Below are 15,566 nucleotides of genomic sequence, written 5' to 3'. Positions count from 1 at the left end.
CAGCATGAGCAGCCTGCTCCATCCGGTCGGGCATCTGCCCGCCAGCGTGTACTGGTTCCGTCGTGGACTGGTGCTGTTCGTTCTGGCGCTGCTCTTCTTCCTGATCTTTCAGCTGTTCCCGGGCGGCGACGATCCGAAGAAGTCAGCGGCCGTCGGAGACCCGCAGAGCACGCAGACCCCGCCGCCCTCGGACAAACCGGTGAAGACCCCGACGCCGACCCCGAATCCCAGCGGCAAGCCGAGCACCAAGGCGACCGGGAAGCCGTCGAACACGCCGACGCCCCAGGACGTGAAGTGCTCCGCGGCGAACGTCCGGGTCGACGTGGCGCCGTCCGCCCGCAAGATCACCTCAGGGGCGGCGCTGAACTTCGTCGTCCGGCTGAACGCGGTCGCCGACGAGTGCAAGGCGACCGTCGAGCCGGACTCGCTGACCGTCTCGATCACGTCCGGCGCCGATCTGATCTGGACCACGAGCCATTGTGCGCAAGCGATCCCGAAGGCCACCCTGGTGGTTGCCAAGGGCAAGGATGCGGTCAGTACGGTGGCCTGGGACGGGCACCGGTCCGGCCCCGGCTGCCTCCCTGGACAGCCGGTGGCCAAACCGGGAACCTACGTGGTCAAAGCCGAGTACTCCGGCCGCGAATCAACCTCGCAAGCCTTCACGATCGCCTGACGCCGCAGCGGCGGTCGGCGGCTGCCGACGTACCGGGTTGGCGAAGAAGAGCGCCGCGACCAGACCGATCACCAGCACGGCGGCCGGCAGGATCAGCGACTGTGCCATCGCGTCGCTGAAGCCCTGCCGGGCAGCCTCCGGCAGCTTCCCGCCGGCCGCTGCACCCTCGCCGCCCATGCCACCGCTCATGCCAGGCAGGTAGTGCGCCAGCCGCGACTCCATCAGTACGGCGATGCCCGCGCTGCCGAGGACCGCGCCGACCTGACGGGTCGTGTTGTAGACGCCCGCTCCGGCACCGGCCTGGTGCATCGGCAGATTCCGGGTGGCGGTGCTGCCGATCGGTGCCCACATGAAGCCGTTCGCGACACCCATCAGGGCCATCGGCAACAGCAACTGCCAGATCGGCAGGTCGGGGGAGATGATCTGGCTCAGCCAGAACATCGCCACCACGTTGCAGGCCAGACCGAAGCCGGCGATGTACCGCGGCGGGGTCGTGTCGACCAGCCGGCCGACGAACGGTGCCAGGGCTCCGGAGATGACCGCCATCGGTGCCAGCAGCAGTGCCGCCTTGGTCGGGCTCAGGCCGCGGACGGACTGCGCGTACAGCATCAGTGGGAACGCCATCGCCGTCACCGCGAAGCCGACCGTGGTGATGGAGACGTTGGCCAGTGAGAAGTTGCGGTCCCGGAAAAGGGCCAAAGGCAACAAAGGTTCGTTGCGGTTGCGGGACTGCCAGAACGCGAACAACCCGAGCAGGACCAGGCCGGCGATGATCAGCGACCAGACCGAGATCGGTCCGCTGATCTGACCCCAGTCGTACTTCTGGCCTTCCTGGATGCCGAACACCAGCAGGAACAGGCCGACCGTGCTCAGCGCGACGCCGAGCAGGTCGAACTTGTGCTCGTTGGTCGGCAGGTTCGGCACCAGGCGCATCGCCAGCACGAAACCGATCACACCGACCGGGACGTTGACGAAGAAGATCCACTGCCAGCCCAGGCCGTCGACCAGGACGCCACCGAGGATCGGGCCGACCAGAACGGCCACACCAGCCGTCGCGCCCCACAGGCTCATCGCCTTGCCGCGCTGGTCCGGCGGGAAGATCCGGGTGATCACGGCCATCGTCTGCGGGGTGACCATCGAGGCGCCGAGCCCCTGGACGACGCGGGCCACGATCAGCATCGCGATCGAGTTCGTCAGTCCGCACCACAGCGAGGCGAGCGTGAACACGGTCAGACCGGTCAGGTACATCTTCTTCGGACCGATCCGGTCACCGAGGCGACCGGTCACCAGCAGCGGTACGGCGTACGCGAGCAGGTAGGCGCTCGTCACCCAGATGACGTTGCCGACGTCGGTGCCGAAGTCGTTGAGGATCGACGGGGTCGCGACCGACACGATCGTCGAGTCGACCAGGATCATGAAGAAGCCGACCACCAGCGCCCACAGCGCCGGCCAGGGCCTCTTCACTTCTTCTTGCGGGGATGCCATGGCAGGTCCTTGCTCTCGATCCGTTCGATGGTGGTGGTCAGCCAGTCGCGTTCCGCGGCGAGCTGCGACCGCAGGTAGCCGAGGGTCAGCCAGTACGGCTCCGGGACGCCGCGCGAGCGGATGTCGGCCTCGGCTTCGTCTTCCTCCGCGATCAGCCGCTCGAGCTCCTCGACCCGGCGACGTAGCCGCAGTACGGCGTCGTCCCGCTCGAGGTTGTGCGCTTCGGCCAGGACGACGGGGAAGAGTGGGTATTCGTAGGTGTAGGTCTCGAGACCGGTCTCGACCCGCAGGCGCAAGGCCTCCGCGCCGGCGTCGGTGAGCTCGTACGTCGTGCGTTCGGGGCGGTTGCCGGCCCGTTCGGTGCCGGTCGCGCGGATGAACTCCTGCCCGGCCAGCCGCTCCACGGTGTGGTACAGCGAGCCCGGCCGGGTCTTCACGATCCGGTGGTTATGCCGGTGGATCAGCACTTGGTACATCTCGTAGGCATGCATCGCCCGCTCGTGCAGCAACGCCAGGACCGAGATCGCCAGCGGCGTCAGCTCAGCCATCATCCTCCACCCGGATTGTTCCGCACCAAATGTTCCACGTGGAGTATTACTCGGGCACGGCGCAGAAAGCAAGCGGCCCACACCTCCGACGGGAGGTGCGGGCCGCTGGGTGTCTGGGGTCAGACGTAGCGTTCGAGGATGCTGGACTCGGCGAGACGGGAGAGGCCTTCGCGGACGGTGCGGGCGCGGTTCTCGCCGACGCCTTCGACGGTCTGGAGGTCGTCGATGCTGGCCGCGAGCAGCTTCTGCAGGTGGCCGAAGTGCTCGATCAGGCGGTCGATCACGGCGCCCGGCAGGCGCGGGACCTTGGCCAGCAGTCGGTAGCCGCGTGGGGTGACCGCGGCGTCGAGCTGCTCGGCGCCGCCGAGTTGCAGGGCCCGGGCGACCTGGCCGATGTCGAGCAGGTCGGTCGGGCTGACCGCGTCCAGCTCGACCAGGACCTCCTCCGCACCCTTGGCGCGGCGACCGCCGGCCGGCGGCAGATAGTCCCGTACGACGAGCTCGCGCTCACCGGCGACGCCGGCGACGAGTTCGTTCAGCTGGAGGGTGAGCAGCCGGCCGTCGGTGCCGAGCTCGACCACGTAGCCGTCGATCTCGGTGGCGATCCGGCGAACCATCTCGAGCCGCTGCGCGACCGCCGCCACGTCGCGAACGGTGACCAGGTCCTCGATCTCCAGGGCGGAGAGCGTGCCGGAGACCTCGTCGAGGCGCAGCTTGTACCGCTCGAGGGTTGCCAGGGCCTGGTTCGCCCGGGACAGGATCGCTCCGGAGTCCTCGAGCACGTAGCGCTGGTCGTCGACGTACAGGGCGATGATGTGCATCGACTGCGACACCGAGATCACCGGGAAGCCGGTCTGCCGGGCGACGCGGTCGGCCGTCCGGTGCCGGGTGCCGGTCTCGTCGGTGTGGATGGAGGGGTCCGGCATCAGGTGCACGGCCGCCCGCATCAGCTTGGTGGCGTCGCGGTCGAGGACGATCGCGCCGTCCATCTTGCTCAGCTCACGCAGACCGGTCGCGGTGAATTCGATGCCGATCTCGAAACCGCCGGTCGAGATCGAGTCGACGACCTTGTCGTTGCCGAGGACCAGCAGCGCGCCGGTCCGGCCGCGCAGGATCCGTTCCAGGCCTTCACGCAGTTCGGTACCCGGTGCCACCGCCGCGAGGGTCGCGCGCATCCGGGCGCCGGTGCTGTTCTTGTCGGAGTTCGGGGCCACGGAAGGTGAGTCTATGCGGTTGCCCGCGGGTCATGGGTGCTAAGTCCCCACCGACCGCGGTCCTGGGGGTCGTCGATCCGGTTGACCTTGCACCTGCGCGTGCACGCGCTCGTGCATCTGGACCGTGCAGTTCCGGATCCCCGTGTGAATGGGATCCGGACCGGGGTGACCCCTGCGGCGTCAGGGGGTGCGGACGACCTGTCCGGCGTACGAGAGACCGCCGCCGAATCCGAACAACAGCACCGGCGCGCCGGACGGAATCTCGCGCTTCTCGACCAGCTTCGACCACGCGATCGGGATGCTCGCCGCGGAGGTGTTGCCGGACTCGATCACGTCCTTGGCGACCACCGCGTTGACCGCGCCGATGCGCTTGGCCAGCGGCTCGATGATCCGCAGGTTCGCCTGGTGCAGGATGACGCCGCCGATGTCCTCGGGCTTGATACCGGCCTTCTCGCAGACCTGCTGCGCGATCACCGGCAGCTGCGTGGTGGCCCAGCGGAAGACGCTCAGCCCCTCCTGCTGGAACGAACCGTCGCGACCCTCGATCCGGACCGCGTCCGACATCTCCGGCACCGAACCCCAGACGACCGGACCGACCTGCGGCTCGTCGCTCGCGACCAGTACGGCGGCGCCCGCGCCGTCGCCGATCAGCACGCAGGTGGTGCGGTCGGTCCAGTCCGTCCAGTCGCTCAGCTTCTCGACACCGATCACGATCGCCTTCGTCGCGGCGCCGGCCCGGATCGCCTGGTCGGCGGTCGCGAGCGCGTACGCGAAGCCCGAGCAGGCGGTGTTGATGTCGATCGCCGCCGGGTGCCCGAGGCCGAGCCGCGCGGCGACCCGGGCGGCCATGTTCGGTGAGCGGTCGATCGCCGTACAGGTCGCGACCACGACGTAGTCGATCTCGGCGGCGTCGATCCCGGCGTTGGCCAGCGCCTTCGCGGCGGCCCGCCACGCCATCTCGTCGACCGACTCCTCGGGCGCCGCGATCCGGCGCTCCTTGATCCCGACGCGGCTCTGGATCCACTCGTCGTTGGTCTCGACCATCGTCGCGAGTTCGGCGTTGGTGAGCACCCGCTCGGGCTGGTAGTGGCCGAGCGCGACAACTCTGGATCCGGTCATCTGATGCTCCTGCGGTCATCCGGCATACGCCGGGCGGGGGATCACGGGGTTCAACACGAACCCGTCTGGGGGCTACCCCAGAGTACGTTCCCCCATCAGCTCCCCGGCATCCCGCGTCTCACGCCCAACCCCCACATGTGTCCAGGAACACAGCCCTCGATCCCCGCCACCCTGAATCCCCACCACCCTGACACCATGCGCGCCCTGACACCGCGCGCGCCCGCCGTCCCACCCGTGCCCTGACACCACGTGGGCCCTGACACCACGTGGGCCCTGACACCACGCGCGCCCTGACACCGCGCGCGCCCGCCGTCCCACCCGTGCCCTGACACCACGTGGGCCCTGACACCGCGTGGGCCCGCCGTTCCACGTGCGTTCGCTGCACCGCGTGGGCCCGCCGTTCCACGTGCGTTCGCTGCACCGCGTGGGCCCGCCGTTCCACGTGCGTTCGCTGCACCGCGTGGGCCCGCCGTTCCACGTGCGTTCGCTGCACCGCGTGGGCCCGCCGTTCCACGTGCGTTCGCTGCACCGCGTGGGCCCGCCGTTCCACGTGCGTTCGCTGCACCGCGTGGGCCCGCCGTTCCACGTGCGTTCGCTGCACCGCGTGGGCCCGCCGTTCCACGTGCGTTCGCTGCACCGCGTGGGCCCGCCGTTCCACGCGGGTTCGCTCGCCATACGGCTCGTGCAACGCACTGCGCGTCCACCAAACCTGTGCGCGGGGTCGCCAACCACACGCGGCGACAAACACTCAACTGACGAGCGGGAGGTGGGTGGGCGAGCAGGCGCGGGGCCCGTCGCCTGTGCGGCGCGTTCCGTTTGATGGGCCGGCCAGGCAAATGGGGGGAGGGCCAACCGCATGCGGCGAGCTCACCCGCACGCTGGTGGGTGGGCCCATCAAATGGGGTTCCATCAACGCCGATCCCGTGGGGGAAATCGGGGGATCGGTGGGGGTGGGTGCCTGGTGCTGCTTGTGGGGTCAGGTGAGGCCGGCGGCGAGGAGGGCGGAGCGGATGTCGGGGGCGGCGAAGGTGCGGAGACCGTACTTGGCCTGGATGTCCATCGGCTTGAGGTCTTTGCTGCGGTTCGGGACGTCGGCAGGGATGATCGCCTTGGTGAAGCCGAGGCGGGCGGCTTCGGCGAGGCGCTTCTCGAGGCCGCCGACGCGGCGGACCTCGCCGGCCAGACCGACCTCGCCGATGGCGACCAGGCCCGGGTGGATCGGCCGGTCCATCTCCGAGGAGGCGACCGCGATGGCGACGGCCAGGTCGGCGACGGGTTCGGTGATCTTCACGCCGCCCACGGTGGCGACATACACCTCTTTGTCGTGCAGCTTCAGGCCGAAGCGGTTGCCGAGGACCGCGAGCACCATGGCGACCCGTTGCGATTCGAGACCTGACGTCGTACGGCGAGGTTGGGGCGCGGCGGATGGGCCGACCAGCGCCTGCACCTCGGCGAGCAGTGGGCGGCGACCCTCCATCATCACCGTCACGCACGTCCCGGCGACCGGCTCGGCGTGCTCGGAGACGAACAGGCCGGTCGGGTCGGTGACCTCGACGATGCCGGTGTCGACCATGTCGAAACACCCGACCTCGTCGGACGGGCCGAACCGGTTCTTCGTGGCGCGGACCATCCGGAACCCGGAGTGCCGGTCGCCGTCGAACGCGAGCACGACGTCGACCAGGTGCTCCAGCATCCGCGGCCCGGCGATCGCGCCTTCCTTGGTGACGTGGCCGACCAGGACGACCGCGATGTGCCGCTCCTTCGCCAGCCGCACGAGCGCGCCGGTGACCTCGCGAACCTGAGTGACACCGCCAGGCGCACCATCGACCTCCGGATGCGCCATCGTCTGCACGGAGTCGATCACCACGAACGCCGGCTCGACCTTGTCGATGTGCGCGACGACCGCGCCCAGATCGGTCTCGGCCGCCAGATACAAATCGTCGACGAGGGCGTCGGTCCGGCCGGCGCGCATCCGCACCTGGGCCGCCGACTCCTCACCCGACACGTAGAGCGTGCGCTGCCCACTGCGCGCGGACTGGGCCGCAACCTCCAGCAGCAGCGTCGACTTGCCGACGCCGGGCTCACCGGCCAGCAGGATCACCGCACCCGGCACGACACCGCCGCCGAGCACGCGGTCGAGCTCCCCGATCCCGGTCGGCCGCGACTCGGCCTCGATCGCGGACACCTTGCCGATCGGCAACGCCGGCGACGTCACTGCCCCCGCCGTGATCCGGGACGCCTTGGCCGCCCCGACCTCCTGCACCGTCCCCCAGGCCTGGCACTCGCCACACCGCCCGATCCAGCGCGCCGAAGTCCACCCGCACTCCGAACACGCGAACGCCGACTTCCCCTTAGCCGTCACCACCTTCGCCATACAAGCAACCTATCCGCCCCCACCGACAACCCACCGCAACAACCGCTTCACGGATGACCACGGCCGCCATCTGGCAGCAACATTCCGGGAATCTGCCCAATCCGCAGCAACTCCGCCCCCGGCAGCGTTAATCGGAACTTTTTCGTCAAATAGCGCCCACAAATCACCAACCAGCGCGACCACCCCGCCCCCCGCTGCGCCCGATCCCGCCGACCCGGCCGGTCCGCGCACTATCCGGTGGATTTTCGTCGCTGAGCACCCAAAATCCACCGGCTAACGGAACCTCTCAGTCCCGCACCGCTCACCCAAGTCGACGCCTCGTCGCGTCGACCCAACGGTTCACCGGTCGAGCACCGGGAGCGGCTCGCCCCCGCCGCGGACCGCCCCCACTGATCAACCTCCGCGGGGTCCACCGCTCCACGCTCAGCCGTCGCCCGACAACCCTCGCCGGGGTGAGTTGGTCAGTGGCGCAGGTCCGCCTCGGCCATCCAGCTCAGCCGCCGGCCTGGCTCGCCACTTCTTTGGTGGCCGTCTTTGGTGGTTGGCCGATGGTGCGGGCCGAAAGTTTCTCGGCCGGTGGCGTGGGTTTGTGGTTGCTCGCCGCGTCCGGCCGATCTGACGGACAGCATGCCCGGCTACCGCGGACCGCCTCACCCAATGACCTCCGCGGCGTCCACCTCCCCACGCTCAACCGTCGCCCGAAAACCCTCGCCGGACTGAGTTAGTGGGTGGTGCAGGTCCGTCGTCGCGTTCCAGTTCAGCCGCCGACCTGGCCCGCGGCTGTTTGCTGGCTGCTTTGCGGTCGATGGCGCAAGCCGAAGGGCTCGGCCGGGGGCGTGGGTTTGTGGTTGCTTGCCGCGTCCGGCTGATCTGACGGACAGCATGCCCGGCCAACGCGGACCGCCCCCACTGATCAACCTCCGCGGGGTCCACCGCTCCACGCTCAGTCGTCGCCCGACAACCCTCGCCGGAGTGAGTTGGTCAGTGGCGCAGGTCCGCCTCGGCCGCCCAGCTCAGCTGCCGGCCTGGCTCGCCGCTTCTTTGGTGGCTGTCTTTGGTGGTTGAGACGTGGTGCAGACCGAAAGGACTCGGCCGGGGGCGTGGGTTTGTGGTTGCTTGCCGCGTCCGGCCGATCCGAAGGACAGCGTGGCCGGTCGACGCGGACCGCCCCCACTGATCAACCTCCGCGGGGTCCACCGCTCCACGCTCAGCCGTCGCCCGGAAACCCTCGCCGGGGTGAGTTGGTCAGTGGCGCAGGTCCGCCCCGGCCATCCAGCTCAGCCGCCGACCTGGCTCGCCGCTTCTTTGGTGGCCGTCTTTGGTGGTTGAGACGTGGCGCAGACCGAAAGGACTCGGCCGGTGGCGTGGGTTTGTGGTTGCTCGCCGCGTCCGGCTGATCTGAAAGACAGCATGGTGGGCCGCCGCGGTGGCTGAACCGGATGGCGAGGCCGCGACCGCGTTCCCCGTCGCCTACGGCTGACGGGCTTCGGTTGCGGTCGGAGAGAGAGGCCAGTGACCGCGTTTCCGTTGTCTGGGGTGACGGGCTTTGGTGGCGGTTTGGGGAAGAGGGCGCCTTGTCGCTGGCCGCTCTTGTTCCCGGGGTGGCTAAGGACAGGTCAGTGTCAGCCTGGGGAATCGTGCGGCGTGGTGGTTGTCGCGGGAGACGCGGCGGGGGAGTACTACATGTCCTTCGGTACTAGAAGGATTTGGACCAGAGGTTGATGGCGTAGTCGACTTCGGTGCCGGAGTGGGTGGCGATGATGTGCTCGGCGTCGGCGGGGGCGAACTCGATGCGGATGACGGATTCGAGGTCGGCGCGGGAGTTGAAGCGCCAGCCCATGTCGAGGGGGGTGCGGTGCCAGCCTTGGGCGGTCCAGAAGCGTTCTACGTCGGCGGCTTTGACCTTTGGGTAGTACTCGCTGAACCAGCGGCCGAAGGTGGAGCGGGTGCCGTCGTTGTCGATCACGAAGGCGGTTCCGCCGCGGCGCATCACGCGGGTGAGTTCGGCGAGGCCTGGCTCGCAGCCTGGGCCGAAGAAGTAGGCCCAGCGCGCGTGCATCACGTCGATCGACGCGTCCGGTACGGGTAGGGCTTGTGCGGTGCCCTGGCGGACCTCGACGTTCGGCAGATCTTTGGTACGGCGTTGCGCCGCCTCGGCCAGTGCGCCGTGCGGCTCGACCCCGATCACCTGGGCTGCTGTCTCCGCGAAGCGGGGGAGGTGGAAGCCGGTTCCGCAGCCGATGTCGAGCACGGTGGATCCGGCCCAGTCGCGGATCGCGCGCATGGACGACTCGATGACGCCGTTCGGGTCGACTGCGTGGTTCTCGACCTCGTATTCCTTCGGGTGATGCCAGATGTTGGGGCTGGGGATTCCGCCGTCCGCGATGCTCACAGCACTAAACCCTAGTGGCGGTTGGCAACTGCTTTGTGGTGGCCGCGAGCAGGGCGACCGGGATGAGCAGCAGCCCGCACAGTACGGCGAGCCAGTGGAACCCCAGGTACGCCAGCACCGGGCCGGACGCCGTACCGGACAGTGAGGCCAGCACGCCCATCGTCAGATCGGACAGTCCCTGGGCCGAGGTGCGGATGTCGTTGGGGACGGACTGTGAGAGCAGAGCGGAGCCCGACACCAGACAGGCCGACCAGCCGAGGCCCAGCAGGACCAGAGCGACTGCGGTCAACCCGTGGGCGTTGTCCGGAGCCAGAGCCGCCACGGTCATCGCCATGGCGATGACGGCGAGCCCGATACCGATCGTGGGGATGCGGCCGAAGCGGTCCGCCAGCCAGCCCATGACTGGCGACAGTGCGTACATCCCGGCGACATGTCCGCTGATCACGAAGCCGACGATGGTGAGTGACGCGCCATGGTGCTGCAGGTGTACCGAGGTCATCGACATCACTCCGACCATCACCGCATGCGCGGTAGCGATCGCCAGTAGGCCGAGGCGGGCATGGGGGATCGCCATGACGCGCCGGAACGTCACCGCGAGTGGCTGCCGTTCGACTGATGCAGTCTGTGGTCGGGGCAGCCGGCGGAGTCCGAACGAGATTGTGGCCAGGCTCAACACCAGTGCGATCACCGAGAACACGTACGGGCCGGCCAGCGGCAGGATGCCGAGTGCGTCGCCGACAGTCGCACCGGCGCCAGTCAGATTCGGCCCGATGACCACGCCGATGGTTGTTGCCCACACGACCAGCGACAAGGCCCGTGCGACATGCGACGGGTCGGCCGCGTCCGTGGCGGCGTAGCGGGACTGCAGGTTCGACGCTGTGCCGCTGCCGAACAGACAACCGGCCAGGAGCAGCAGGGCGAGCGAGCTGACCTGTGCAGCGACGATGGTGAGGACAGCGCCCGCCGTGCCGATCACGTAGCCGACGGTCAACGCGAACCGGCGTCCGCGGCTCCGCGCGAGCCGGGCCAACGGTACGGCGAGGGCAGCGGCCCCGAGCGTGGTCGACGTGGCGACCAGACCGGCCATCGAGGTCGACCCGGAGATCCGCTCCGCGAGCAGGCCCGCGACCGCGAACCCGCTGGCCATCGCCACTCCGCCGAGCACGTTGCTGGCGACCAAGGTCCGGACTGTCGTCTGCTGCAGGTCGGCGGTCACCCAGCCACCCTCTCACCTACCTGACAGATCAGCTGTAACAATTTTAGAATAGGGTTGCGTAATCCCCGTGCCTGCTGTGCCCCCTCTGTCTTGGAGTCCGGATGCCCGACATCGCGATCGTCCCCGCGCCGCGTGAACTCACCGTCGCCGACGTCCGCTGGATCACCGCGAACCCGGTCGCCGAAGCGATCCGCGACGTCGTTGAGAACCTTGACGAGACCGAGTACCGGATCGACGTGACCGCCGACGGCGCTCGGCTCACCGGCGGCTCCGAGGAAGCACTCCGGTACGCCGAAGCGACGTACGGGCAACTGCTCGACGCCGCCGAGCCGGCCGCGGACGGGAAGGTCTCCGTGCCCGGCGTGCACATCGCCGACGCACCGCGATTCGCCTGGCGCGGGGTGATGCTCGACGTGGCTCGGCACTTCATGCCGAAGGACTTCGTGTTCAAGGTGCTGGACGTGCTCGCGCTGCACCGGATGAACGTGCTGCACTTCCACCTCACCGACGATCAGGGCTGGCGGGTCGAGATCGAGGCCTACCCGAAGCTCACCGAAGTCGGTGCCTGGCGCAACGAATCCATGGTCGGCCGGATGACGCACGAGCAGCGTGACTTCACGTACGACGGCGTTCGGCACGGCGGCTTCTACACCAAGGCCGACCTGCGCGAGATCGTCGCGTACGCCGCTGAGCGGGGCATCACCGTCGTCCCGGAGATCGATCTGCCGGGCCACATGCAGGCCGCGATCGCGGCGTACCCGGAGCTCGGCAACTTCCCGAACCACCAGCTGACCGTCCGCCAGGAGTGGGGGATCAGCGACGACGTCCTGAACGTCAACGACGAGACCGTCGAGTTCGTCCGGACCGTGCTGCGCGAGGTGCTCGACGTCTTCCCGAGCCCGTATGTCCACCTCGGCGGCGACGAGTGCCCGTCGGTGCAGTGGCACATCGCGGAGAAGGCCCAGAAGCGTCAAGCCGACCTCGGTCTCGAGCACGCCGAGCAGCTGCAGGGTTGGTTCACCGCGCAGGTCGCCAGCGTGCTGGAGGAGGAAGGCCGCCGGCTGGTCGGGTGGGACGAGATGGTCGACACCGACTGCCCGAAGGACGCCGTCATCATGGCGTGGCGCAGTGCCGAGCGCGGCGAGGTCGCCGTGAAGGCCGGCCACCAGACGGTGATGACGCCGAGCGAGTCGGTCTACTTCGACTACTACCAAGGCGATCCGGCCACCGAACCGCTTGCTATCGGCAACTTCATCCCGCTGGAGAAGGTCTACGACTTCGAGGTGATCCCGGCCGGTCTGAGTGAGGACGAGGCCGCCCTCATCATCGGCACCCAGTGCAACGTCTGGACCGAGTACATGCCCGACGAGCAGCAGGTCGGCTACATGCTGCTGCCGCGGCTGTCCGCGCTGGCGGAGCGCGCCTGGGGTTCGCCCAAGGTCTCGTACGACGAGTTCCTCGGCCGGCTGCGTCCGCACCTGGAGCGCATCGAGGCCCTGGGTGTGAACTACCGCCCGCTCGACTGAGCGGTCCCAGGGCCTCGGAACACGTCAGTTGATCGTCGCCGTGAACGTGGTCGGCGAGTCGTTCTGGAACGCGACTTGACCCGGTCGCAGGTTGCGAGTGGTGGTCCGGGTGAACGTCCCGGTGCCGGTGACTCCGCCGACGATCAGCGTGCCCTGGTTCGCCGGGCCGTCGATCGTGGTGTCGGTCAGCGTCCCCTTGATCCGGGTCTTGTCGATCATCAGACCGGACCGCAGCGAGCCCCGGATGACGTTGTTGCTCATCGTGAAGTTCGTGTAGGCGTTGGGGAATCGGGATGTCGGCCCGGGCGAGCCGATATGAACGCCGGTGCGGACGCCGTTCCAGCCGCCACCACCGATCAGCGTGTTCCCGGTGATGGTGGCCGATTCGAGCGGGTGACCGGAGTCCCCGAACACACTGATGTCCATCGCGTTGTTCGACGAGACGGTGTTGACGAGGTTGTCGCGGACTTCGACCTCGCGCCCGCCGGCGACCCGGATCCCATTGGCCCAGTACGGCGCGACCGCGGTGTTGTTGAGGATCTTCGTGCCGATCATCTGACCGTTCGTCCCACTCGCCCCGGAGTCCGAGTACGTCGCGAACGCGTCATCACCAGTGCCGCGCGCGAAGTTGTTCCGGATGGTGAGGTAGTGGCCGAGCTTCTCCGGATTCGGGGTGTTGCTGTTGTTCGCGTTGAAGCCATCGCCGTAGGTATCACCGGTCCGGCTGTTCTGTACGACGCCGTTCGTGCCGGACAGCCAGTTGGCGTCGGTGTGCCGGGTCCAGACGCGGTCGAGCAGCCAGCCCTTCGAACCGCCCGCGTTGAAGCCGTAGTCGTCACCGCCGGCACCAGCGATGCCGCGATACACCGCATTGGCGAGCACCTGCAGATCCGCGACCGTCGTACCCGAACCGACCGTGAGCTGTGACTTCCAGCCACTCGGCGCCGGCAGCGGCACTCGGCGGTAGAGGATCGAATGCCACATCCCAGCGCCTTGAACCTTCACACCGGTCAAGTCCAGGGCGGCGTTCGGCGCCACGCTGTTGGTCAAGTACTTGCCCGGCGGAATCCACACCGTCCGGCCCTGCGCACGGGCGTCGTTCACCGCGTTCTGAATCGCGGTCGTCGAATCCTTCGCAGTCGTCGGGTCGGCGCCGTACGAGACGACCGACAGCGAGTTCGCCGGCTGCTTCAGCGCGGGCGCGACGTTCTCCAGATCAACCGAGTCGATCGCGTACGACGGCGCCGTACTGTTCGTGTCCTTGCGGAGCGAGATGCTGCTGCCCGGCGCGATGGGCGCGCCCGTCACCCAGACCGGGAACTCGTTGTACAGAAAGATTGCCTGGCCGCCGCCGTGCGGATCATCGGGGTTCGTCGTCGAGTTGCGGTAGTTCCAGGCCTGCGTCGAGCTGAGAGTGATGGCCTGGCGCAGAACGCCGTTCACGTACAGGTTGATCGGCGCGGTGATCCCGCCGCCGTTCGGTGCGTCCGGCAACGAAGCGCGGACGACGAGGGTGTTCGCGGTGATGTTCGTGGTGTTCCGGATCGTGACCGAGGCTCCGGTTGCGCGGAGGTCGGCGAACGCGTAGCCGGAGGCCTCGAGCTCGAGAGTCGCGGAGGTCGGAACCGCCGCACCCGGAGTGATCCGGCGGATCGTGGCGCCTCCGGCGAGCGTGCCGGACTCGGCCTCGATCGTGCTGAACGGGAGGGTCGCGCCAACAGCCTGGACGGCCTGTGGAACCGCCTGGGCTTGGTTGCCGAGAGCAACGGATGGAATGGTGAGGAGGAGGGTGCAAGCGAGTAGCTGGGAGATTCTGCTGCCGTGCATGGGAGGGTCACCCCTTGGGGTCGGGTGGCGGCCGTCCGCGGGAGGGCGCCCGCCGGGGTACCTTGTTTGATATATCAAAGCCATTTACCATGTCAATGGTGGAGACCGTGCCGCTGTACGAGCAGATCAAGCAGGCGCTGACCGACGAGATCGACGCCGGCGGGTTCGACCATGCGGTCCCGTTCGTCACGCAGCGGCAGGTGTGCGAGCGGTTCGGCGTCAGCACGATCACCGCGGTCCGGGCGCTCAACGATCTGGTGGCCGCGGGCCTGCTGGTGCGCCGCCGCGGCCAGGGCACGTTCGTCGCCGAGCCCGAACGCCGGCGCGTGCCGGAGGCCGGCGGTGCGATCGCGTTGATCGTCAACGGTCTGCACGGGCTGCGCGGGAATCACCTGGCGAACATCCTGATCACTGCCGAGGCCGTCTGTGCCGAGCAGGGCTATCAGCTGGTCCTCTCGAACTCCGCCGAGTCGGCCGAGCGCGAAGAGGTCGCCCTCCGCCGTGCGCTCGACCAGGGCGTCCGCGGCATCCTGCTCTATCCCGTGCAGGGCCGGCTGCACCCAGAGGCATTGACCGAGGTACGACGTCGCCGCGTGCCGCTGGTGATGATCGATCGGTACCGCCCCGACGTACCGACCGACGCCGTGGTCGCCGACAACAGCGACCTCGCGCACCGCCTGACCACCCAGCTCATCGAGCGCGGTCACGAGCGGATCGCCACGCTCTGGGGCGAGACCGAGTGCACGAGCGTCGTCGAGCGGCAGACCGGGCATGTCCAGGCGCTGCGGGAGCACGGGCTCGCGATCCGGCCCGATCTCACGCTGCTCCGCCCCTACGAGCCGCTGGCCGGCAAGCCCCGACTGGCGATGCTGTCGAGCCTGCTGCAGTCCGCCGAGCCGCCGACCGTGCTGTTGTGCGCGAACGGCTACGTCCTGGCGCAGGTGGCCGAGGATCTAGCTGCGCTCGGCCGGCCGGACCTCGAGCTGGCGTGCATGGACGACTCAGGCCCGCCGTACCTGACCAGTGTCGAAGGGACATTGCCGTCGGCGGAGATGGCCCGCCAGGCGATGGAGCTGCTGCTCCGCCGGATCACCAGCTCCAGGCCGTACGCCGCCGCGCCCCGCCACGTCGTCGTACCGGTGGAGGCTCGTGAGGCCTCCGGTGTCCGATAGTTGTCACTTCAGTTGCTGAG

Annotated in this window: 11 protein-coding genes; 3 read left to right on the top strand and 8 right to left on the bottom strand. The window is 68.6% G+C overall.

Going from position 1 to position 15,566, the window contains the following annotated elements; translation table 11 throughout:
* The first annotated feature begins 4 nt into the window (after window positions 1–4).
* Window positions 5–673, top strand: a complete 669-nt coding sequence (locus OG474_RS12610) for a hypothetical protein (RefSeq protein ID WP_405062444.1) — start codon at window positions 5–7, stop codon at window positions 671–673.
* Here OG474_RS12610 and OG474_RS12605 read toward each other — a convergent pair.
* The 7 genes from OG474_RS12605 to OG474_RS12575 all read right to left on the bottom strand — a co-directional run bounded on the left by OG474_RS12605 (window position 644) and on the right by OG474_RS12575 (window position 11,021).
* Window positions 644–2,158, bottom strand: coding sequence for a DHA2 family efflux MFS transporter permease subunit (locus OG474_RS12605; protein WP_405062443.1), 1,515 nt, complete (start codon window positions 2,156–2,158; stop codon window positions 644–646). The genes OG474_RS12610 and OG474_RS12605 overlap by 30 nt on opposite strands.
* Window positions 2,134–2,706 carry a PadR family transcriptional regulator gene (locus OG474_RS12600; protein WP_405062442.1) on the bottom strand — a complete coding sequence of 191 codons (573 nt, stop codon included), beginning with the start codon at window positions 2,704–2,706 and terminating at the stop codon, window positions 2,134–2,136. The genes OG474_RS12605 and OG474_RS12600 overlap by 25 nt, the downstream gene beginning before the upstream one ends.
* 119 nt (window positions 2,707–2,825) lie before the next feature.
* Window positions 2,826–3,920: a DNA integrity scanning diadenylate cyclase DisA gene (gene disA / locus OG474_RS12595; RefSeq protein ID WP_405062441.1), complete on the bottom strand. Its 1,095-nt coding sequence runs from the start codon at window positions 3,918–3,920 to the stop codon at window positions 2,826–2,828.
* Window positions 3,921–4,100: 180 nt separating this feature from the next.
* Complete coding sequence (locus tag OG474_RS12590) at window positions 4,101–5,039, bottom strand: beta-ketoacyl-ACP synthase III (protein WP_405062440.1); 939 nt, start codon at window positions 5,037–5,039, stop codon at window positions 4,101–4,103.
* Between the two features lie 976 nt (window positions 5,040–6,015).
* Entirely contained in the window at window positions 6,016–7,413 is a 1,398-nt protein-coding gene (gene radA, locus OG474_RS12585; protein WP_405062439.1) for a DNA repair protein RadA, read from the bottom strand.
* A gap of 1,696 nt (window positions 7,414–9,109) precedes the next feature.
* Complete coding sequence (locus tag OG474_RS12580) at window positions 9,110–9,805, bottom strand: class I SAM-dependent methyltransferase (protein WP_405062438.1); 696 nt, start codon at window positions 9,803–9,805, stop codon at window positions 9,110–9,112.
* 4 nt (window positions 9,806–9,809) lie between these two features.
* Window positions 9,810–11,021, bottom strand: coding sequence for an MFS transporter (locus OG474_RS12575; RefSeq protein WP_405062437.1), 1,212 nt, complete (start codon window positions 11,019–11,021; stop codon window positions 9,810–9,812).
* Window positions 11,022–11,122: 101 nt separating this feature from the next.
* Between OG474_RS12575 and OG474_RS12570 the strand changes: the two genes are divergently transcribed.
* Complete coding sequence (locus OG474_RS12570) at window positions 11,123–12,547, top strand: beta-N-acetylhexosaminidase (protein ID WP_405062436.1); 1,425 nt, start codon at window positions 11,123–11,125, stop codon at window positions 12,545–12,547.
* Window positions 12,548–12,571: 24 nt separating this feature from the next.
* Here the strand turns inward: OG474_RS12570 and OG474_RS12565 are convergent, their stop codons facing one another.
* Window positions 12,572–14,374 carry a glycosyl hydrolase family 28-related protein gene (locus tag OG474_RS12565; RefSeq protein ID WP_405062435.1) on the bottom strand — a complete coding sequence of 601 codons (1,803 nt, stop codon included), beginning with the start codon at window positions 14,372–14,374 and terminating at the stop codon, window positions 12,572–12,574.
* 98 nt (window positions 14,375–14,472) lie between these two features.
* Here OG474_RS12565 and OG474_RS12560 point away from each other — a divergent pair, with 98 nt between their 5' ends.
* The gene (locus tag OG474_RS12560) at window positions 14,473–15,546 is read left to right on the top strand and encodes a LacI family DNA-binding transcriptional regulator (protein ID WP_405062434.1); all 1,074 of its coding nucleotides are present in this window, start codon (window positions 14,473–14,475) and stop codon (window positions 15,544–15,546) included.
* Window positions 15,547–15,566 lie beyond the last annotated feature (20 nt).

Source organism: Kribbella sp. NBC_01505 (assembly GCF_045040285.1).
Lineage (GTDB): Bacteria > Actinomycetota > Actinomycetes > Propionibacteriales > Kribbellaceae > Kribbella.
This window is presented reverse-complemented; position numbering and strand designations above follow the sequence as displayed.